Below are 22,516 nucleotides of genomic sequence, written 5' to 3' on the forward strand. Positions count from 1 at the left end.
ATATCGACGGCAAGAATCCTCGCCAAGAGAGCCGCATGAGTGCTAGCTTGAAAGGGCTCGGCGTAAGGCACCGGGCCATGCGTGGGCCCCGGCCGCTCACGCTTCACGGCTCACTAAATCAGCAGTCTCTCGAAGTTGGTGGAGAGGTAACTGAAAGGGCGCGCAGCCGAAAACGACTTCAATCCCAATGAACGAGCAACCAGGGCTTTCGCCCAATCCCACCTACGCTGTTAGAAGGGCGGCGAATGCCGCGATGAAACTAGGGTGCGGGCAGTGCGACGGGGGTGAACGGCCAGACCTGGGGAATGATCAGCATCGAAACCGCAAACACAATGATGCTGAGCGGGAAGCCGAATCGTACGTAGTCGCTAAAACGATAGCCGCCGACACCGTAAACCATCGTGTTGGTCTGATAACCGATCGGGGTTAGAAAGCTTGCCGATGCCGCGATCATGACCGCGATCACAAAGGGAGCCGGATCGACCCCCAATTTGCCTGCCGTGCTGACCGCGATGGTAAACATCAATACCGCCGCTGCGTTATTGGTGATCAGCTCAGTGCAGATCATGGTGGCGATAAAGATTGCTGCCAACGAACCGAGATTGCCGCCTTGGGCGATGCTGAGCATGCCGTTGGCGATGGCGTCGGCTGCCTTACTCTGCTCGAGCGATTCCCCGATTCCGATCGCTGCTCCGATCACGATCAGCACCGACCAATCGATACTGCGGCGTGCTTCAGAAGCCGTGCAGCAGCGGAACGCGATCATGGCGATCGCAGCGATCAGCGCCGACGTCATGATCGAAACGGGACTGAGCGTCGCAGCAACCACCATGGCAAGCATGACACCGATCGACAACCAAGCGAGCTCGGGACGACGAACTGCTCCCTTTTCGACGGTGCTGACCAGATAAAAGTCATGCGATTCACGACGGCGATGCAAAAACGACGGCGATGCTTCCAGTAGCAACACGTCGCCGACCTCTAACCGCACATCCCCGATCTTGCCGGTCAACCGGCGACCGCCACGAGCGACCGCGACCACGGCCGCGTTGTAGTGCGAGCGAAACTTTCCTTCGCGAATCGTCTTGCCCAACAGCGCACAGCGCGAACTGACAACCGCTTCGACAAGCGTCCGTTGCCACGTTGGCACTCGCAGTTTACGTGCTTGATCGTCGGGAATCGTCAAGCCTCGGATCTTTCGCATATCGACGACGCTATCGAGGGCGCCGACGAGAATCAAAACATCATCGGCGCGCAAGACCTCATTCGGCTTGGCGGCCGCGATGATTCCATCGTGACGCTGAATTTCGGCCACGTACAAGCCGGGCAAGTGTCTCAGCCCGGCCTCTTGTAGCGTGCGTCCCACCAGTGGACCGGACGGATCGACTTCCATTTCGACCGTGTATTGTCGCGGGTCATCCGAAACGCTGACAGCCGCTTGTCGCTCAGGCAGCAACCAGCGGGCACAAACAATGATATAGATCAGCCCCACAATGGCCGCGGGAACGCCCACGGCGGCGGGTTCAAAGAACGCCATCTGGTTGCCGTTGAGCTGCTCGTATTTATCTTTGATGATCAGATTGGTGCTGGTTCCCATGATCGTACACATGCCGCCAAGAATCGCGGCGTACGACAACGGCAAAAGCAATCGACTGCTACTGACGGAGACCCGCTTGCTCAAGTCGCCGACGACCGGCATCAACGCGGCAACCAACGGCGTGTTATTCAAAAAACCACTCAGTGCCGCGACGGGGACAAGCAGTCGCACTTGAGCCCCGAACAGATTCCGGGCCTTGCTAAGCAACCATCCGGTGGCAAGTTCAGTGCCACCGGTGAACTCGAGCCCTGCGACCACCGCAAACAGCAGAGCAACTGTGATCAGCCCTTTATTACCGAAGCCCGCGACCGCCTCTTCGGCGGTCGGCAATAGCGGCGACCCACTGATTTCCTGGGCTAACATAATCAGCCCCAGGAACATCAAGGCCAGCAAGTCCGTTGCCGCCACACGCATCGCGAGACACACCAGCAGTGAGCCAGCGATGATGACGGTAAACCATGCTTCCCAAGTCACCATGGATACGAACTATGCTCGCTCGGGAAAAAACTTTTGTAGCGTCGCATCACTCGGCGGTTTTGTCATCAGCGAGACGACAATCGTCGCAATGGCGGATGCCAGGAACATGGTCGCTACGGGCATCGTGTGAATTACACCGTCACCCCAAGGGATATCGACGGACCAGTTCTCGATCTTCGCGAAATCCGACTTAGCAAACAGCACACACCAAGTTGCAAACGCAGTGATGACACCCGCATAGGCGCCCCATTTGGTCAGCTTAGGCCAATACACTGCCAACAACGCCAACGGGAACAGGCTACTAAATCCACTGAAGCACCAAATGCCTAACTGGAACACGCGGGCCTGAGCCACGTCGGTCAAACTAAGCATGTAGGTGATCGCGACAACGGCAACGATAAAGCATCGCGAGATCAGCACGATTTGCCGATCCGAAAAACGGTCTTTGCCGGCATAGTGGACGACAATATCGGTCGTGAACATGGTTCCGATGCAGAGGAACTGACTATCCAGGCTGGACATAATCGCAGCCAAAATCCCAGCCAACAAAAAGCCGCCGAGGACATCGCCCGAGAGCGACTTGACCATAAAGCCAAGCACCTTGTTTGGCTCCGCTGCAATCGGCGGCGGAATGTTAATCAGTCCGCTGGTGGCCCAGACCCCGATCAACACACAGGGAATCCAAACAATCAGGATGAATACCGGGTGGACGACGACCGGCAACTTGAACGCACGACCACTCTTGGCGGTCAACCAGTGTTGGAACAAGTGAGGGAACATGCCCACCGAAAAAGGAATCAACATGTAGGTAAAGAACAACCACGGATCCATTTTTTCGCGGGTCCGAAACTGAGCAGGCGCCTCGACCGATTCAATCTGATCCGAGAGCGTCACTTCGGCTCGAACACGTCTCGCCCTCGGTATCTCTTGGCTGACAATATGCAGGGAGTCCATAAACCCGGTCGGAGGCTCCGTGCGAACGACCCTTTCACCGTCGCGGATTTCATGAGCACGTCCGTCGGCAACCGACTTTTCGGCAAGGTTGGTGGCGATCAAATAGAACGCGACAACGCCAAGAATCATGAATACGATCGTTTGAAACGTGTTTGCCCACGCCGTGCCTCGCATCCCGCCAAAGAAAACGTAGATCAATACGACCACGCAAATCACCAGCTCGGTCAACCACGGAGGAATCCCGCCATTCTCGGTTAAGCCCGGAAAATCGCCACGCGTCGCTCCCTCGATCGCCTTTCCTGCCGACACGACGCCGACCAACAGATAAGGAACCACCAGGGCAACAAGGATGGGGAACAATACCAAACCGATGTTGTTGCTTTCCAAGCGGTCGCGAAAGAATCCAACCTGAGTGGTGTATCCATATTTCTTACCCCACGACCACAGCTTTACACCCAGCACGAAAAAGCACAGCGAGTGGATAATGCCCGACGAGGAGGCCAGCATGGCGTAGACCCCCACGCCTTCGGAGAAGGCCTCGCCGGTGGACCCCACCAGTGCAAAACCGGTCATCGTGGTACCGAACAGCGACATCAGCAGCAGGAACGGGCCAATTGAATGGCTCGCCAGCATGTAATCTTTCGACGTTCCTTTGAACAAACGCGACGAAAACAGCCCCAGGAACAGCAACATCCCCAGGTACACACTAATAATGGTGACTTTGATCATTCCGGGACTCATACTGCACTCTCCTCGTTTTCCGTGGCCGACATCGCGTCATCTTCGAGGTGCTGAGGCCAAGCAAAATTTGCGGCCAGGAACCAAACCACACTTGCCGCGATCGAAATTCCGGCATGATAGGCAAGCGTGAAGGGCAGAAAACCGAAAACCAATCGGTCGTTGCCCCAATTCCAGACATCTTGGTGGATCACCACCAAGAAGAGAACGAGGCCCCAAATAAGATATTTCATGACACGCACTCTAGGTTGGATGGGCAGCGAGTACAGAAGGAGGGTGAATTTGAGCTTCGCATTGTAGTCGAATTCCTAGCGGGAATAAGATGCCGTATCCGGCCTCTATTTTTTGTCCCGCAATGTGAGCCCGCTCACCGTTTCGAGGGCACAAACGGCAAAACAGCGAGGCCCCAAATTCCACCGCCATGCGGGGTACGGCTTCACCAAAACACTGTCTTTCTGCAACCGATGCAATAACACTGCGGGATTTAGCCCGGTAAAGAAGTTGCGATTCGCAACGGCTTGATGCACCAGCGACTGAAGTTGATCAGCAGAGACGTGTCGCAACTCAGGCAACGTATCCGAAGAAACAAAATCAGTAATCAGCAGAATTTTTCCGCAATCGCCAGCCAGAGCAGCGAGTTGGGCCAAGTGGCCATCACGAATGGCCACCACTAAGTCAGCGGACCGCGGGTGGCCCGCCCCGACCGCAATGAAGACCGAATCGACCAGCTGAGACAATAAACAGGTCGAAACCACAACATCCCATTGGCCAAGATCGATCTGCGATGGTAAATCGCGGGCCATCGACACCAAAGCATCCATCGTTTGCTGGGGCACCGAAGGTTCAGCATGCAGCAAATCGAGCTGCGAAAGAATGCACGACAAATCGACTCCGGCGCGGAGCGTCGTTCGGCTTGCAGCCGTCGCGGACAGACCATCGACACACTGCTGAAGTGCGGCGGTATCGAGATCGACCAAACAAATCTCGTCAAAATGGCTCGCCAAGATCTCCAAATCGACATCGTTCCCATTGCCGACCCCAAGCAAACACAGACGGCGATGTGACGGGCTTGCGGTGTTTACGATCAGCTCTGTGACTTGACTGCGATGCCCCGAAAAGGCATCCCGGTCGCTGCGAGTGCACCGGTTCCGCTCGAAGTGAACGCGAGCGATCGGGGATGGCAAAGAAGTCATGTCGAAAAATCGGCGGGGAAGGGCGAATGTACAAACCACCGTCGTCGTGATCACGTCCCAAACGACAACACGACTGAGTTTACCGAAACTATACTATTGCTGCGTTACGGCTTGGCTTAAGGGGCACGGAACTCGCGTGAGAGTTTCGCTTGTCAGGGAAATCGGCCGAAAACCTTGGCGACTTCCGCTACGGGCAAACCCTAAACCCAAGCCCTGATAAAGCACGAATTTCTTACTGGCCTGCAGACCCCAGAGGGCCAGCCTCTTCGCACTCTCCCCAAAAAACCCCTCCCCAAAATTGCTGCGTGACCGACATGAGACGACTTGCTCTTCGATTAGCTTGCTTCCTTTTCCTATGCACACTTACCTGCGTCCCGCCGGCGCTGGCGCAAACCCAAACGGCTCCGCCCAACGTCGTAGTGATCTTTATTGACGACATGGGATACGCCGACATTCATCCATTTGGCGACACGAAGTACCCCACACCGAATTTGGACCGGATGGCCGCCGAAGGTCGCCGTTTCACCGATTTTGTCGTGTCATCCGCCGTTTGTTCCGCATCACGATCGGCACTGATGACGGGATGTTACCACCGCCGCGTCGGCATCTCGGGGGCACTTGGACCTAAATCTGAAATCGGGATCCATCCCGCAGAAATGACGCTGGCCGAAGTTTGCAAATCGAAAGGTTACGCAACGGCGATCTTCGGCAAATGGCACCTCGGACATCACCCCAAGTTTTTGCCCACCGCCCACGGTTTCGACCAGTATTATGGCATCCCCTACAGCAACGACATGTGGCCGCTTCACCCTGACTTTCTGACCAAACGCGAGAAAAATCCCGCCGCAAAATCGCCGTGGCCCAAGTTGCCGATGATCTCGGCAACACGCGACAAGGGCTACGAAATCGTGAACCCCGACATCCAACCCGAAGACCAGGAACAGATGACAAAACAATTCACCGAGCGGGCGGTGGATTTCATTAAAACCAACGCAAATCAACCCTTCTTCCTGTATCTGCCACATCCGATGGTTCATGTTCCGCTGTATGCATCAGACGATTTCAAAGGCAAAAGCGGGCAAGGCATTTTTGGGGACGTGGTGATGGAAGTCGATTGGTCGGTGGGCCAAATCATGGATGCGGTCGAGTCGATCGATGCGGCCGAAAACACGCTGGTGATCTTTACCAGCGACAATGGCCCCTGGTTGTCCTACGGCACGCATGCCGGATCGGCGGGGCCGTTACGCGAGGGCAAAGGCACGATGTTCGAGGGCGGCTATCGCGAACCGACACTGATGTGGTGGAAGGGAAAAATCCCAGCGGGAACGACATGCGACAAGCTGTGCAGTTCGATCGATGTGCTGCCCACCGTCGCCAAGTTGATCGATGCCGAAGTGCCTGAGGAAGCATCGCAAAAGATCGACGGCAAAGACATTCGGCCATTGATGTTTGGCGACGAAAACGCATCGTCGCCTCATGATGCATTCTACTGCTACTACAGTGGCGGCGAATTGCACGCGGTTCGCAACGAGCGATTCAAGCTGACGTTCCCTCACCGCTACCGCACGCTGGCCGGACGCGACGGTGGCGATGGCGGTACTCCCGCGGCGTACGAGATGACCAAGATCGGATTGTCACTGTTCGATTTGGACAACGATGTTTCGGAGACAACGGACGTCAAAGACCGATTCCCTGCGGTCGTCAAGGAACTGCAGGCCGCCGCCGAGCGAGCCCGCGAAGACCTGGGCGACAAATTAACAAGCCGCAAAGGAAGCGGACTACGCTCGCATGGAAAACTCGACGCCAACGACGAGCGACTGCCGCTCGATTGGAACTAGAGCACTGCCGGCACTCCCTGAAAATCTCGCATCGCTAGAGGTCATTAGGCTTTTCAGTCGCCTGGAAGCCAGTGATTTCGCGTGCCTCCCGTCCCCTCTACAGACTTCTGAAGCGGTGCGTGCTTGGCGGCACCGTACTGTTACCTCTCCCAAACGCAGTTTGGGAGAGGCAACCCGTATATGTCCCCGACGCAGCCCGATCAAATGAATACTAGGCTTACGCCTCGTCACCGGTGGGTTCACCCGAGTCATTTGCATCGTCACCGGAATCCGATGGCGGCTGGACATCGGTCGCCGCCGAAGCGTCGCCGCTGACATCGGTCGTTTCGGATCCCGCTGCGACCACGGTTCCTTCGACCACGTCACCAGCCACCGCGTCACCGGCCACTGCAGCGACCTCTGCTTCGTCCGATTGCTCTTCGGGCGGAACACGCACGACCGCGATCAAACTATCACCGCTGTCGATGTTCATGATCCGCACGCCTTGCGTATTACGACCGATGACGTTGATGTCGGCGGCCTTGATTCGCTGCAACTTGCCTTTGGCCGTCATCATGAACAACTCATCTTCGTCCGTCACACGGGCGATTCCGATCACAGGCCCGTTACGCTCGCTGGTGCGAATGTCTCGAAGCCCCTTGCCGCCACGTTTTTGCGTACGGTAACGAGCGCCCGATGCACTGTTTTCTTCTTCTGCGGAATCGCCTTCGACCGACTCGCCATCGGAATCAGATTCACCCGAATCGCCGGCTTCCACCGGTGCATTGGGACCAAAGTGCGTTCGTTTGCCGTAGCCGTTTTCACAAACGGTTAAAAGCGTCGCTTCGGGGTCGGCCACCACCATGCCGACGACACTGTCATCGCCAACGAGTTTGATTCCCTTGACACCGGAGGTGTTTCGTCCCATTGGACGGGCATCGGATTCACGGAAACGGATCGCCATACCGGAACTGGTGACCAAGATCACTTCGTCGCCAGGACCGATCACGGCGGCACCGACAAGCTCGTCGCCTTCGCGAAGCTTGATTGCGATAATCCCGCCCTTCTTAGGACGACTGTACTGTTCAAGCGGCGTCTTTTTGACCAAGCCACTGCGAGTGGCCATCACAACGTAGTAGCCCGCCTGATCGAAGTCGCGAATCGCCAAACACTCAGCGATCTTCTCGTCTTCGCTCAAGTTCAACAGATTGACAATCGCTCGTCCCTTGCTGTCACGCGCCAATTGCGGCAAGTCGTAGACCTTTTGCCAACGCACTTTACCGAGCGTCGTCAGGAACAACAGATAGGCATGCGTGCTGGCGACAAAAAGATGCTCAATCGGATCCTCGTCATCCGTCTTGGCTCCCTTCAGCCCCTTACCACCGCGACGCTGAGTGTTGTAAACGCTGGTGGGGGTACGTTTGATATAGCCGCGATGGCTAATCGAAACGACCATCGTTTCCTCGGTAATCAAATCCTCGAGGTCGATATTACCAAGCTCTTCGTGGCTGATTTCGGTTCGACGTTTGTCACCGAAGCGACGCTTCATCTCTTCGAGATCGTCTTTGATGATCCCATTGATACGCTCTTGGCTGCTGAGGATATCGAGGTAATCGATGATCTCGGTTAACAGCGCCGCGTGCTCGCCCGACAGTTTTTCTTGCTCGAGGTTGACCAATTGGCCAAGCGTCATTCGCAAGATCGCGTCGGTTTGCACGCTGGTCAATGTGTAGTTTTCTGCCTCACCACGCTCGAGCACAAATTGGGCAAATCCGCTATCCCCGAGGGCTCGTTTTAGCATCGACGACGGGCATTCGATTTCCATCAAGCGTTTCTTCGCTTCAGCTTGATTGGTACTGCTGCGGATCGTCTTGATGATCTTGTCGATGTCAGCCAGCGCCAGCAACAAACCTTCGACGGTATGTTTACGGCGGCGTGCGCGTGCCAACAAGAATTGCGTTCGGCGACGGATCACCGTCACACGATGCCGCAAGAATTCCTGCAGGATTTCTTTGATCGTCAACTCACGCGGCTTGCCGTCGACCAACGCCAGGAAGATCAGCGAAAACGTATCTTGCAAAGGCGAATACTGATACAGCTGATTCAAGACGACATCGGGATCGCCGTCTCGCTTCAACTCGATGACCAAGCGAACCGGCTCGTTCAAATCGCTCTCGTCACGAATTCCCGAGATCCCTTTGATCTTGTCGCCGTTGACCAGCGCAGCGATCTTTTCGATGACGCGGTCACGGTATTGTTGGTAGGGAATCTCCGAGACAACGATTCGAGTACGACTGCCTTTCATCTCTTCGATGCGGCACTTCGCTCGGACGACGATGGTGCTGCGTCCGGTCTTGTAACCGCGACGAATTCCAGCACGACCGCAAATAATGCCGCCGGTGGGGAAGTCGGGCCCCGGAATGATATCGCAAATCTCGTCGATCGAGGTCTCGGGGTGATCGACCAATCGGATCAATGCCTCACAAACCTCGGTCGGATTGTGCGGCGGAATGCTTGTTGCCATCCCAACCGCGATCCCGCCGCTGCCGTTGATCAGCAAGTTGGGATAACGACTTGGAAGCACGGTGGGTTCGGTACGCGCTTCGTCATACGTCGGGATGAAGTCGACGGTGTCGAGTTTCAAGTCGTCCAACATCGATGCAGCAACCGCACTCAAGCGAGCTTCGGTATATCGCATCGCCGCCGGAGGCAGACCCGCGATACTGCCAAAGTTCCCCTGCTTGTCAATCAGCAGCGAACGCATGTTCCATTCTTGAGCCATCCGCACCAAGGTCGGATAGATCACACTTTCACCGTGCGGGTGATAGTTACCCGAAGTATCACCAGAGATCTTCGCGCATTTGACTCGTTTGCTGCCAGGGCCGAGGTTCAAGTCGTTCATCGCGACGAGAATCCGTCGCTGACTCGGCTTCAATCCGTCACGGACATCGGGCAACGCACGGCTGACGATAACGCTCATCGCGTACGTCAGATAGCTTTCACGAAGCTCGTCTTCGATCGGCAAATCGATCAGGCGAAACGCGCCCGCACCGCCGTCGATCCCGTCCTGATAACCCTCAGGGCCTTTGTTTTCGCCCTCGCCATCTTCTTTGTTAGTTTCGTCTTCTGCCAACGTCGTGTCCTAAGAGGAGTGCTGGGTGCGAAATGCTGTCTTTTTGGGAGCTAAATTTTTTTGCAAAACGGGGACGGACCCTGCTACTTTCGAAGGGCCAGTCCCCGTTTCAAAAAAGCTTCATTCGAACCCCGAATTCAGCACCAAAGTGTACCCTTTTTGGCGTTGCTTCACAACGACCCACGCGACTTACAGCGTTGTCGCAAATCCTTACGTATCAGATACTTGCGACCGATTAATCGGAGGGGAGCGAAAGCCAACCACGTTTACGGTGCCGCGAGCCTAAATTGGCAAGGCTCTGACCCGCAACGATCCGCTCGTTTCACAATGGGCAAACTGGCAAAACAAGTCTCGTGCGAACGAAACAGAAACCACCCGGAAGGGGGCGTCGGCAAGGCCGGGACCTCCGTTTTTACGTATCGCCGCTCCCACGGCCTGCTGAGGAACGGGCGCGATTGAGCCAGGCGATGAAGCCGCCTCCGGCCACCGTCGAGAGCGATTCGCCCCAAGTCCACCACGAGGGCATCCCCGCCATCGCGTCGACCACAAACTGGGCCACCCCAAACGTGATCGTACCGAGTGCCAAATAGCGGACAAGCGGCCGATAACGCACCAAATCGTTAGCCAAAACGAGCAGCCCGATCCCCACAAACCCGTACAGAATGGACAGATGGCGAGCGAGATAAAAGGTCAACGGCGCCGAGGGAAAAGGATGAATTCCCAGCGATTTTGCGATCTCGACCATCCACTTCTCAGGCATGACCGCTGCTGGAAACGCCAACAACGTGACTAACCCGACAAGCTGTAAAAACCAGCGAAGCGGAAGGAGTTGGTCGTTGCGGGACGGAGAACTCGATCTCTGCTCGGCATTTATCACGGGCTTTTCTTTCATCGTCGAGCTGCCTTTGCGTCACTTTATAGCGGAGCGGCATTATCGTAGATGAGGCAACAGACTATGCCCATGGCATCGGCGGGGTCGACGAGATCTGCATTTTGTCTCGCACCGCCTCGGGAATAGCCACGACCTTGTGCACTCGCAGATCGACGTAGACCCAGCGGGTTTCCGCCCGCGCCAGGACACAGCGGTCCGCTGGCCGACAAATCAAGTACTTTCGCGTCGATGCGTAGCGATCAATTTCATTGATCCACGTCCGAATCACCAACTCGTCACCCGCCACCGCGGCCGCACGATAAGTGATGTCATGCTTGCGCACCACCCAACCGAGCCCCTCAGCGGCGGCTGCCTTCGAATCCCAACCATTGGCGGCGGAATGCTTCGACGCAGCCCAAAGCGTCCACTGGACGTAACGCAAATTGTGCACGTGGAGCTGCGAATCAATCTCTTCGGGAAGCACCGTGTGCGTGACATCAAAATAACTCTGCATCGTTTGTGTTGTACCTATTGGTGGTCGTTTTCGCGATCCGAGCCCGCGTGCCATGCTTACTATCGATGTTTTCGCGTCATGATTGCCAAGGTCTTCGAAGTCCCCCCGGAAATGCCGTGCCAAGCGATAGCCGTTTGCCTATGATAGTAGGTGAGGCGAATTGGCCCAGCGGGACACGGCATCCATTGGCCATTAGCAGAACGCTTGAAAGCGTAGCCACTCGGAGCCCGACTCCTTAAATTCGCTTCCTTTAACTCGCCACCGAATAGTTAACTCCCACCACTAGCGAAATCGAACGATGAATCATCGCCCTTCAACCTTTTCCTTCTTGCTTCGCCCCCACACAGTCGTGGTGGCCGGGGTCGTGCTAGTCGCGTTGGCGCTGAGCCAAGTCGTCATGCCGTCGCAAAACGTGGCCGACGAACCAGCAACATCCAAGACAAGCGAGAACCAAGCTACGGCGAGCGACGACGGCAAATCGACCGAAGCGGTTGCCACGCTGGCGGGCGGATGCTTCTGGTGCACCGAAGCGGTATTCGAGCGAATCGAAGGGGTCAACGATGTCGTCTCGGGTTACATCGGCGGCACCGACCCCAACCCCAACTACAAAAAAGTATGCAGCGGACAAACCGGACACGCCGAAGCGGTCGAAGTCTATTACGACCCCAGCAAACGCAGTTACGAAGAAATCCTCAAGATCTTTTTCAAGACCCATGACCCTACCACCTTGAACAAACAAGGATATGACGAGGGGACTCAGTACCGCAGCGCAATTTTCTATCACGATGAAGCCGAAAAGAAGGCGGCAGAAAAGTTCATCGAGAAATTAAACAAGTCGGGTGATTACCGCAGCCCGATCGTGACCACGCTAGAAAAAGCCGAGAAGTTCTTTCCAGCCGAAGAGTATCACCAAGACTATTACCGACGAAATCCTACGGCGGGGTATTGCCAAGCTGTCGTGAAAAACAAAGTTCGCAAGACGAATCGTGAATTCGGCGACATGCTGAAAAAGTAACTTCCGTGGCGTGAGCCTAACGATGACATTTTCCCGACACTCTTTGCTGATCGCAAACGCCGCGGCTGCCATCCTGTTGTGGAGCGGTACCGCGATCGCGCAAACGGTTCAACTGCCATCGATTGAGACGTTCTCTTACTCCGGCAGCGTGCTGGTTCCCGACAGTGGCGCCGCTTTTCTAGGCGGCAACAAGTCGGCGTCCTTCGGATCAAATCGTAGCGGGCTGCAACGAGGATTCGGTTCGTCACAAAGCCTCTCTCAGGCGACCGCGTCGGCGACCATCATCGATCTAGCAGAGATCGACCGGCAAATATTGGGCGGCACACCGGAACAGTTTCTAGAGCGTGAACGGGATCGCGAGAAGAAACGTGACAAACCGGGGACGGCAACTCAGGCAATGACACTGGATCCCGATTATCGGGGCAAATCACTGGTACGGTACGCACGAGCACAGTACCGCCAAGGAAACACGTCGGCCGCGTTCGATGGATACCGACAAGCGATTGCGGTGCTGTCACCTCAGCTGAAGAACTTGGCCACCGCGGAATTCAAACGCGTCTTCGGGGCCGCTGCCGAACAAGCCCTGCACATGGCCTCGCTTCCCTAACGCGAAGTCGCCGGACGTCTCCGACGTCGGTAAAATGTGGGATAGCCTTCCAGGCTGTCTTCGCACGCGTTTCGTCCACCCTTGGCTCCGCGTCAAACCTCTTGGCGAGTTTCGCGACAAAAAAAAGGTTCTGCATTCACAGGCTAGAAGCCTATGCTACGTGAAGACGAGATCAAATGTTTGCGGCAGAGCGTTTCCCGATGATTGCGATGAAGCTTGGCACCAGGATCGTGCGGACATAGAACGTATCGATCAACACGCCCAGTCCGAGCGCGAAACCGAGCTCGACAATGCCTCGCAGCGCCGCTCCGGTTTCGCTCGGAAAACCAAAAAATGTAGCGATAGGAGGGAACCATACCGACGCCGTCATACTGAAAAACGTCGCTGCCATCACCAATCCGCACGCAGTGATGATCCCCCCGGTGCGAGATACAGCTCGTCTCAGTGCGGCCAGCCATCCCAACCGCTGCTGCTCCTCTAACACTCGCGTCACCAAGTAAACGTTATAGTCTTGACCGACTGCGACCAAGATCACGAACAGGAACAACGGCAATTTCCAGTCCAAGCCAACGTAATCACTACCATACGCGGCACGGAAAAACAGAACCGTCAGCCCCAGTGTGGCGTAATAGCTAATCAACACCGTGACGATCAAATACAGCGACAACCCGACGCGGCGGAGCACCACCACCAAGACTAAAAAGACCGCCACGACCACGGCAATTTTGATCCGGCGATTGTCCGAAAGCGTTACCTTTCGAAGATCGATAATCGATGGAGTCGTGCCAGCCAAAAGCACTTGGGAACCACTCCATGTTGATCCGGAATCTTCGGTTAGCTGCTGAAAGAAGTGCTGCAAGTTCAAAACGAGCGACGCGGTTTCGGTCGAAAACGGATCCCCCTCGATAACGATATCCAGCCGCACCAATTTATTTTTGAGCTTGGGGACCTCGCTAAAAAAGTAGCCTTGGGCAATCCGGTGATTCTGTAGCGCGCGGCGTCGCCATGCATCCCCACTGAGCAAGCCCATATCACGATTGGGCGGAAAATCGCCCAGCGGGTCGTCGGCGGTCCGCACTGTCGCCACGCCGGGCTGAGCGTACAGTTTGGTGGCGAGCTGCTTGACGTTTTTCTTGACGGCGTCATGCGGCAAATCATCGGGACGTACAATCAACACCGTGACAGGATTGATCTCGCCGATATTGAAATGTTTCGCCATCAAACGCAGCCCCTGGCGACTGGCCGCCGAGTGACTCAATTGGCTGCTCAAGTCATACGTCACCGAGCGTTCGTTAATCAATCCATAGATACCAGGAACGATCAACAACACGCCTCCGAGCGACAACGCGGTGACCGGATAGCGAGTTAAAACCAGCGCGATCCAGCCCCACATTCCGCCGTGAGCCGAACTGGATGCATGGCTTGATGAAGGCCCGAGCAGCGATCGACGTGCGGGTTGGCGAATATCGATTTTGGTGGGCCAGAATACTTTCGGCCCCAGCGCTCGCAACATCGCCGGTGTCAACGTCGTACAGACCAACAATCCAACAAGCAAACAGATTCCGATGATCGGCCCGGTGTAGTGGAACTTTCCAAACTGAGCGATCCACAACGTGCCCAAGCCAAGTACGGTGGTGAGCGCACTGCCGATCAACGCCCCCATCACATTGGAAACCGCATTGCGGCAAGCCACCGGCCATACCGTTTGACGCGCCTCTTCACGAAGCCGGGCGATCAAGAACAAACAATAATCGGTGCCTGCGCCAAACAGGATCACGACCACAAAGATCCGGCTGGTCGTGAACACACGAAGATCCAATCCTGGGACCGTGCCGTCCATCGACCACTTGGTCAAGATCGACACCAAGCTCATTGAAACAACGACGGCGAATCCGATCGAGATCATCGGGATCGCTACCAACAACGGAGCTCGATACACAACGGTCAAAATCAGCAGGATCATCGCCACGGTGATCCATTCGGTGTATCGAATCGCGTCACGGGCGGCGGTCAATGTTTCCCCGCCAACCGCAGCCGACCCGGTCACCAAGACCTGCAATCCTGGCTGAGTGTAGTGCATGCTATAGCGATCCACCGATGCGATCAATTGCTGAACCGCCTCGAGCGTTTCGATGTTACTGGTCGCGGCCAGTTCGCTGGAAAGCTGCAGAACGGCGAGCCGTGCTCCTTCTTTCTTTAGTCGCGGACCAACAATCGCGTCCTCCCAAGCCAGAACATCCAGCAGCGTGCTCCAGCCTCCGAGCTCGCGATCGGCGATCGGTGTCGCCAGCGAAGGCAGGCTGGGCTGCAGAATCAAGGCGGCTTCGTAATCCGCTTCGACCGTTTCGATCGAGTCGCCCCACTGCTCCAGCAGATGGCCGCGATCCCAGTACGCCAACGCCATCCGTGGCTCCGTCAGCGTCGGTTCCGATTTTGGCAATTCATCGGCGATTCGCTCATAGAACCGCTCATCCATCTGAATCGAATTTGTAAACGCTTCGCGGGCGAGTTTGATCCAGTGGCCTGCGGGCGTGTTTTCGACCGGCGGGCCACCGGCATAACCTTCGGCGATCGCACGCTGCCAACTGACCTCGCCCAACCGGTGATACAATCGCCGCAACAGATCGAGGCCGACGATTTCATCAGACCGTTTTAAAGCCCCTTCATCCCGTCCGATCACAAACACCATTTGGCTGCGACTGCGAACCCCAGGGAAGGCTTCGTCGAGCAGTCGGCCGCCCGCGACGCTCGTCAGATCCGCTGGCAAATATTCAAAGTCACCATCTTGAGCAATGTCCTTCCACGCCGGAGCCGCCATGCGGAGCACCACCGCGGCAACAATCCATGCCAACATCACCCAGCCCCAACGCCGTGTGACGAATTGTGCCCAGCGATGCGAAACAGGACGGTGCATGTGCATCGATTTTGGAAGAAGGAGGGTAATTTAGGAGGGAAGGGGCAGCTGTCAATCAAACTCGCTGTGCGACAATCCCGACGGCAATAAAGACATTAGCGAGAAAAATGCAAAATGTCTGCCCCCAGACGTAAATCGTCCCTCGACGCTGCGTTATCGAAAAGGCAGCGGAACTTTCAAGCCGCGAAACTCGCCAACAGTTTTGAATGTGCCAAAACTTGCCAAAAGTCTTGGCGACTTTCGCTACGAGCGTTGTCGATCTTTCGCTGCGAAAACGTTTTATTCACCAGCTCCCGGCCCGTTGGGCTGGCTGCGTCGCTCTCGTTTTTCTTGAACCCCAAAGGCACGCAGGGCATTTTGCACCGAATCGGCACTGAGGTCGCCCGAAAGTTTGACCACCTGGACCTCGCCGCTCGGCTTGGCAGCTTGGTCAAGTTTGTCAATCATTTCGCAGACCAGATCCAGTAGCGGCTCCCCTTCGGCGCTGACGATCAACGTGTTGCCGACCAGGTCGACGCCCATCGACAATTTGCCTTTGAACGAGAAATCGGCACCGCCACCGTCTTGCCCGCCTTCGGATTCGACCAGCCCGCTGCCGCCTCCATCGAGACTCTTGGATGCTTTCTTTTTCTCGTCATTCTGACCGCCGCGGCCGCCTTGTTGGCCCTTCCCGCCTTGGAACGTCTTGTCGTTGCTGCTTAACAAATCGCGGTACGCTTCCTTGACCGTTTCAGCGATACGGTCCGCCTTTCCGTACTTGATTGAGACCAGTTTGGTGTAGCGGGCTTTGCGTTTGTTGGCCGGTTCCTCGACATCCCACAATTCGATCAGCTCTTCGATGGTGCGAAGTTGTTCCGAGGTGGCTCCGCTGACAACAAGAGTGTTGGTATCAACGTCGTCGACAAACTTCAGCTTCGCTCCTTTGCCAAGCCCCGTTGGTTCCTCCTTTTTGTCGCTGTCGCCACCGCCCCAATAATAGCGAAAGAACGAGTCACTATCGTCTTCGGTCTCTTCCTCGTCTTCAAAATAGTCCTCCAGATTCAGTCGCATCCAATATGCACTGCTGTGTTTGATTTTGAATACTTGGTAGGGGCGTTTTGGCGGCGCAATTTGCAACATCAAGTTCTCGAGCTGGTCGAGCGCCTTGGTGTCTGGACTCATCAACACAAGATTTCCTGACTTGTCGAATTCAATGCGAATCGGTTGAGGCGGCTTTCTGCTGCCTTCCACTTTCTTCTCTGCAGCAGTGTCCTGGAACATGCGGTCAAAATCTTCTCGCGACTGCACGATGGGCGGATTGGATTCAGGACGCGTGGGCGACTGGACCAACGTCATCGAAGCTATCGCAAACGGACTCTCGGCAACCGCCAGATTGTCGCCATCGGCATCGGCAACGGGCTCTTGCTTGGCCGGCTCGGAATTTCCGTCGCCCGATTCTTCGTCGCCCGATTCGTCCGGCTCTTGCTCTTCCGAGCTCTTGAATTGGTCGTCCGCAGGCAACTCCAGCGGATTCGGCGACAGTTGGCTCCATTGTTTTTGCAGTCGACGAAGGTACTCGAGTGTTTCGGGACTTGCCGACGCATCGATCACACGGAGCATGCGGTCGCTGCCACCAGGCGGCGGCAATTCGCCGAGCTTGATCAGCAGCGACTGCACCTCTTCCATTTCCAGCTCGTTAGCCCACAGCAGAACTTGCCGATAGCGGTTGTTGGCCGCGACGCGGAACTCGTCCTTCTTTTTCTTGTCTTCTTCGGGTTGGCCAAAACCGTAACCGTAATAGGAATAACGGCTACGCGACCGGCTGGAATCATCGTCCTTTTTCTGCCCCATCAGAAATGTGATTGACTCGGCGACTTCGCCCGCATCGAGACGTCGCAGTTGCAGGACGTGAAAGTTTCGTCCGCTTCCATCGAGTCGTTCGATCAGTGACTGGATAATGAAGCGATCCGCCGCGGATCCGGAAACAATGAGCGCTCCGTTTTCTTTATCAACACGGATACGAGTCGAAGGTTCTAGCACATTCATTTCGCCAATGATCTCGACCAATTTCTCAGGATCAATCGACGCCAATCGGAACACCTCGACTCGCGATTGAACATCCGATAGCGACGCGAGGGAATTACTAGGCACATCGATCCGCTTGAGAAATTCGCCAGCGATTGCAATTCGATCATCTGGCGCCCGAATGATCACTGAGTTTTGCCGCGTATTGGCGACTATCGAGATCTCGACCTTCTTTTCCGGAGTCGGAGGTTTGCCGCCACTTTGCTGACGCATTTGCTGCATCATCTGCATCTGCTGAGGCGACATCGGAGCTTCGGCCTTTTTTTCAACACCGAGAAATTGCTCGAGCATCCGCTTCGCTTCTTCGGCAGGCAGATACCGCAGCTTGAACTCTGGTGCAAGCGCCTCGCGGCTAGCGTTATCCGACTCTTCGCGAAGCAATCGAGCGACCTGTTGCACATTGATCGCTGCATCCATTACCTCGATCCGGTTGGTCGTCGATAATGATGTGATGCGGCCATTGGAACTGATCATCGGCTTCAACTCTTCGGCCAACTTCTCGGCCGACAACCACTGCACATCAAGCGAGACACGAACGAAGGCGTGGGGCAACAGCTTTTGAAGCTCTTCGGGAGTCACGCGTGGGACGATGGCGGGATTGATCGTTTCCGTTTTGGCAACCGTCAAACCGCCATCGAGCTCTAGGATCGCATAGCCCCGCGCCAGCAGATAACGATTGAAAAGATCGCGGGTCTCCTCAACGGTGTAGCGGCCGGGTGATGAGAGATTGACGCGGTCGCCGGGAAGTTCGAGCCAATCCAAAGGCTGGTTTGAAATCTCGGCGAGCCACTGAACCAATTCGACCCAGGGTTGGTTACGAAATTGAAAGGCAACGCGGCCGTCTTCGCCGACGGTCGCTTTTAACTCGTCGGGATTGGCGGCGATGACCATTGGCATTTTGCCATCGCTAGCGCCAGAGGCGTCTGCCTCTGGAACCGCCTGAGTTTCCGGCAACTGGTCGCGGCGGATGACCTTGGACTTCGCCTCCTTGGACTCCGCAGGCTTGCTGTCCTTCTTCTCCTCTTTGGCTTCCGGTGGCTTACCAGGCATTGCTGGCCTTACGTCATCGGAATACGCGTCTGCCGTGATAACGAGGTTCAACAGGCAGAGGACTGCCAATAATACGAGAGATTGCGAACGCACAGGAATAAGCCGCCTAAGGGGTTTGTCACCAACCACGAGCCCGCCATTATGGCTGAAAGGCCCACCTGTGACAAATCAATTCTCCGCTGGCGAAAATTTAACGCAAACCGCTCATTTCCATCGATTTGCAGCGGGAATAAAGGCGTCCATGGGGGCTAATTCCACGGGATTGACCTGATCGGCAAAGGCAAAACCGAGCCGAGCGATCCGGTCCGCGGCTGCGGTTAATTCATCAGCGTTGTTCAATTTCAGCTTCACGCTTGCAAATTCGCCGAGGATTTCGTCCAAAACGGGGACGCTGACCTTTGCTGCCACGCTTTTCAGTTTTGCAGCGGCGCGAGCGGTTCGCTTGGCTGCGGTGATGCCATAGGTTGCCTTCTCGGTCGCGACAGCAGTCGCCCGCAGCCCGGCTTCCAGTTCGGCAATCATCCCAGCGACAAACATCACTCGCAATCGCTCGGGGCTGCTGACGTCGTTGGACTTGCCGTCGGTACGAACAAAGTTGTGGCGAATCAGGCCTTGGCTCCACGATACGAATTCGAAGTCGAGACTGCCGACCGAGTGACCACCGACGTTCACCAATTGCTCGTCCGCAGCGGTGTGGCAACGCAAGCAACTTTGCGCGACCAAGTAGACGTTCTCGGGATTCCGCATTCCCGCATGGATACTGTTAGCGATCCGCTCTTTGCGATGTGCTTCGGTTTCGGTCAAACGCGTGATCCCTTCGCCCCCATAATCCTGGTGTAAATCGATCCAATTCTTAGCGGGTCCGTGACACGATTCGCAAGAGACTCCGGCGATCACATTAGTATGATTGGTGGCAAGGTCGGTTTGCTGAGTGTAGTGGCAGGCGACGCAGCGGCCTTCGTTTTTGATTGAGGTTAGCCCGAGCTTAGCGGCGATCTGTTTGGCTTCGGGTCGACGATGAAGCTCGTCAAAGGTCTTGGCGTGCGGCGTTGCTCGCCAAACTTCGATCTCCGCAGCGTGACATTTCACGCACGCCTGATTTCCCACCACCAAATGAGGCGACGCAGGACTGGCGGGCTCAACTGCGGCGCCCGCGGATGCCGAGGGAGTCGTGCCGAGCGCGATCGACGACGTCAAAAGACACAAGGTCGTCAATACAATCCAGCGAACGATCATCGTCAAAGTCTCCATCCTAAAGAAAGGGGTATATCTGCAACGTTCACTGAGACTTGAATAGTGCGAACGAAGAGAGAGCAACGGGTTACTGAAAAACTAGGTCGTTTTTCGCACCTAGGCGGCAAAGCGACGCAAATAATTCGGATTTCCGAAGTCCCCTCGGGGCATTGCGGATTGAATCCGTGAGCCGTGGGCCGCCAGACACCGGGAAAAGCGTGACCCCCGGCCGCTCACGCGCGAGCGGCTAACCCAATCAACCGCTCGCTTCCGCCGCACCGCTACGAAATGGATGTCACTAAGCCTGCAGCGTTCTACTCAAAGCAACCGCTTGGCATTTTTTTCCGATTTTGCGGGATATGCGGGTCATTTGCTGGACGCACGACGGTGCAATTGCCGATGATCGAGAACAGCGAGGTGGAGGGAGATACGTACATGGGCGCAAAAGAACCACAACAGCGTCGACGTTATGTCGACATGTGGGCATTGCCGGGAATGCACCCCAGCAATGTCGAATTGTTGCAAAAGCTGAAGACAGCCGACACCAATCACTTCACCACGAACATGGACGTGGTCGGGACGGTGTCCGAACAGGACCCTGAATCGGGCGACTGGGAAAAGTCGCACATGCTGGGGCTACGCACGGATGTCTGGAAAGCGGACAAGGCGGAGATGGAAGACGCGCTCGATGTGCTACAGAACCAACGACGTACCGAACTGAAACAGCAGATCAAAAAGTCGGGTCGACTGAATGGGAAGCAGCAAAAGTTACTTGACGAAAAACTCGCCGACGACTGCGTGATGCAAATGGATGCCGGCGCGATCGAAAAACGCCGACTGGTCTTGAAGCTGTTCAAAACATCGAACGAACGGACCAGTTGGTGTGGTACGATCGAACAGATCACCACGACCGAAATCCACAACTCGATCGGCACGGGCAAAAGTTTGTTGTCGATGGTGGTGATGTTGCCACGCAGCGAATGTGTGACCTACATCCAGCAAAACCATCGCACGTTTCGCATCCCGTCGCTGTTCACGTTTGCGTTTTATCATGACGGGCATATGCACCACGTCGTGCTGAAGCGCCGCTGGATTTCGATCGGAGCGGATTACGAAATCGAGGTCGGCGGCAAGTCGATCGGTGAAATTGACGGCCGATTGTTCTCGTTCGGATCGGACAGCTACTTGGACTTGGATCCAAGTGAACTGAGTGAGAACCGCAAGTTCTTAGATTTGATGACGTTGTTCACCGCCAGCATCGGCTACCACAAAGCGATGCGAAAAAGTGTCGACCGACGAGTCAAGGCAACGCTCTGTGGCGATTCGCATTGCCATGTGATCGAAGACGAAGAGATCCGTTTGCTGCACAACGGCCGAGCGGCGGCATAAATCGGCCGCTCTTGAGCACCAGCTTCCTCAGCAGAGGGACACAGCATTTTATAACAGGGACAGAGCATAGTGTTGGGGTAGACGCGGCTCGCGACAATGAGCGGTCCCCACGGATCCAGTGCAATCTTGCGGGTCTACTGCATCAAAACGGCCCCGATCTCGGGCTGTTTCGCCAAAACCGGGCATAATTGCCGCCGAGCGGGCGCAGCTTTTTTATCGGCGACTCTTTGCCACGCTCGACAGCCAAAAAGATAGGATGCTCGCAAGCTAATCCACTCGCGTAAGCAGCTCCCTCGCCCGTCGCCGCAAATGATAGCGGCGGTGAGTACAGTGGCTTCGCAGCGGATCAACGCACTCAGGGCGTCCCGCAACCGTGCAAAACAACCGGCCAAAATCACTGACCAGTTCGCACCATGTCTTCGAGTCCAACCCCAGTCGCTTGAGCACCGGTGGTACTTCTGCAGGCGTAAGTCCGCATTTGCCCGGTGCGATCTGGCGAGCGGTCCAATCGAGCGTTTCCAGGTAATCTTCGAGCGACATTGGCAGAAAACCTTTGTCGCTGCAACGTTTTCCCGATTTGCTCACGCACGGACCTATCTCGCCGGACCGTTCATCGATCGAAATCGGAGCCAAGAAGCTGTCACGCAGGTTTGTTACCGGAATGCCATCGTCTCGATCGGTGGTGATTGACTCAATTCGCCGCTGAACGGAAGTGTGATCGCTCTGCTCGAGCGTTTCGGCCATCGCAGCCCGAATCGGATTCAGGTCAACATAGGCCGCACAGGCCAACAGCGACGCTTCGTCGACAATCCGAGTCGCATGGAAGCGATCTTGGAAAAAATGGCCCGATTCCTCGTCCTCTTGGTTTGCCCGCATCGCGACCCGTTGGCAAAGCAGTCGCATCCACCAACTGATACTGCTGAGTCGTTTGCGGATTTCGCCACACTTGA

The 22,516-nt window shown here is 55.8% G+C and carries 15 protein-coding genes; 4 read left to right on the plus strand and 11 right to left on the minus strand.

Going from position 1 to position 22,516, the window contains the following annotated elements; genetic code table 11:
- Positions 1-259: 259 nt before the first annotated feature.
- The 4 genes from ABD971_RS22915 to ABD971_RS22930 all read right to left on the minus strand — a co-directional run bounded on the left by ABD971_RS22915 (position 260) and on the right by ABD971_RS22930 (position 4,959).
- Positions 260-2,074 carry an SLC13 family permease gene (locus tag ABD971_RS22915; protein WP_345325924.1) on the minus strand — a complete coding sequence of 605 codons (1,815 nt, stop codon included), beginning with the start codon at positions 2,072-2,074 and terminating at the stop codon, positions 260-262.
- Positions 2,075-2,083: 9 nt separating this feature from the next.
- A complete protein-coding gene (locus ABD971_RS22920) occupies positions 2,084-3,769 on the minus strand; it encodes a sodium:solute symporter family protein (RefSeq protein ID WP_339939271.1) in 1,686 nt (561 codons plus the stop codon).
- Positions 3,766-3,999, minus strand: a complete 234-nt coding sequence (locus ABD971_RS22925) for a DUF3311 domain-containing protein (RefSeq protein ID WP_339939273.1) — start codon at positions 3,997-3,999, stop codon at positions 3,766-3,768. Before ABD971_RS22925 ends, ABD971_RS22920 begins: the two co-directional genes overlap by 4 nt.
- Before the next feature lie 105 nt (positions 4,000-4,104).
- Positions 4,105-4,959: a hypothetical protein gene (locus ABD971_RS22930; RefSeq protein WP_345325928.1), complete on the minus strand. Its 855-nt coding sequence runs from the start codon at positions 4,957-4,959 to the stop codon at positions 4,105-4,107.
- 314 nt (positions 4,960-5,273) lie between these two features.
- Here ABD971_RS22930 and ABD971_RS22935 point away from each other — a divergent pair, with 314 nt between their 5' ends.
- On the plus strand, positions 5,274-6,797 hold the full coding sequence (locus ABD971_RS22935; protein ID WP_345325930.1) for a sulfatase family protein: 1,524 nt from the start codon (positions 5,274-5,276) through the stop codon (positions 6,795-6,797).
- A 217-nt stretch (positions 6,798-7,014) separates the two neighbouring features.
- Here the strand turns inward: ABD971_RS22935 and gyrA are convergent, their stop codons facing one another.
- From gyrA to ABD971_RS22950, 3 genes are all read right to left on the minus strand, one after another.
- Positions 7,015-9,756, minus strand: coding sequence for a DNA gyrase subunit A (gene gyrA, locus ABD971_RS22940; RefSeq protein WP_425571349.1), 2,742 nt, complete (start codon positions 9,754-9,756; stop codon positions 7,015-7,017).
- A gap of 565 nt (positions 9,757-10,321) precedes the next feature.
- On the minus strand, positions 10,322-10,801 hold the full coding sequence (locus ABD971_RS22945) for a hypothetical protein (RefSeq protein ID WP_345325932.1): 480 nt from the start codon (positions 10,799-10,801) through the stop codon (positions 10,322-10,324).
- A gap of 61 nt (positions 10,802-10,862) precedes the next feature.
- Complete coding sequence (locus ABD971_RS22950; RefSeq protein WP_339939283.1) at positions 10,863-11,294, minus strand: acyl-CoA thioesterase; 432 nt, start codon at positions 11,292-11,294, stop codon at positions 10,863-10,865.
- Between the two features lie 298 nt (positions 11,295-11,592).
- Here ABD971_RS22950 and msrA point away from each other — a divergent pair, with 298 nt between their 5' ends.
- Together msrA and ABD971_RS22960 are read left to right on the plus strand one after the other, a co-directional pair.
- Entirely contained in the window at positions 11,593-12,309 is a 717-nt protein-coding gene (msrA, locus tag ABD971_RS22955) for a peptide-methionine (S)-S-oxide reductase MsrA (protein WP_345325935.1), read from the plus strand.
- Positions 12,310-12,331: 22 nt separating this feature from the next.
- The gene (locus ABD971_RS22960) at positions 12,332-12,916 is read left to right on the plus strand and encodes a hypothetical protein (protein WP_345325937.1); all 585 of its coding nucleotides are present in this window, start codon (positions 12,332-12,334) and stop codon (positions 12,914-12,916) included.
- A gap of 172 nt (positions 12,917-13,088) precedes the next feature.
- On the opposite strand, the gene ABD971_RS22965 is transcribed toward ABD971_RS22960, so the two are convergent.
- From ABD971_RS22965 to ABD971_RS22975, 3 genes are all read right to left on the minus strand, one after another.
- The gene (locus tag ABD971_RS22965; protein ID WP_345325939.1) at positions 13,089-15,830 is read right to left on the minus strand and encodes an MMPL family transporter; all 2,742 of its coding nucleotides are present in this window, start codon (positions 15,828-15,830) and stop codon (positions 13,089-13,091) included.
- A gap of 279 nt (positions 15,831-16,109) precedes the next feature.
- Entirely contained in the window at positions 16,110-18,944 is a 2,835-nt protein-coding gene (locus tag ABD971_RS22970) for a secretin N-terminal domain-containing protein (RefSeq protein ID WP_345325941.1), read from the minus strand.
- A 204-nt stretch (positions 18,945-19,148) separates the two neighbouring features.
- Entirely contained in the window at positions 19,149-20,180 is a 1,032-nt protein-coding gene (locus ABD971_RS22975) for a cytochrome c family protein (RefSeq protein ID WP_345325943.1), read from the minus strand.
- 432 nt (positions 20,181-20,612) lie between these two features.
- Here ABD971_RS22975 and ABD971_RS22980 point away from each other — a divergent pair, with 432 nt between their 5' ends.
- Positions 20,613-21,566 carry a hypothetical protein gene (locus ABD971_RS22980; RefSeq protein ID WP_345325945.1) on the plus strand — a complete coding sequence of 318 codons (954 nt, stop codon included), beginning with the start codon at positions 20,613-20,615 and terminating at the stop codon, positions 21,564-21,566.
- A 267-nt stretch (positions 21,567-21,833) separates the two neighbouring features.
- Here the strand turns inward: ABD971_RS22980 and ABD971_RS22985 are convergent.
- A partial coding sequence (locus ABD971_RS22985) for a hypothetical protein (RefSeq protein ID WP_345325947.1) occupies positions 21,834-22,516 on the minus strand: 683 nt, incomplete at its 5' end.

This window comes from Novipirellula rosea (genome assembly GCF_039541335.1).
Classification (GTDB): domain Bacteria; phylum Planctomycetota; class Planctomycetia; order Pirellulales; family Pirellulaceae; genus Novipirellula; species Novipirellula rosea.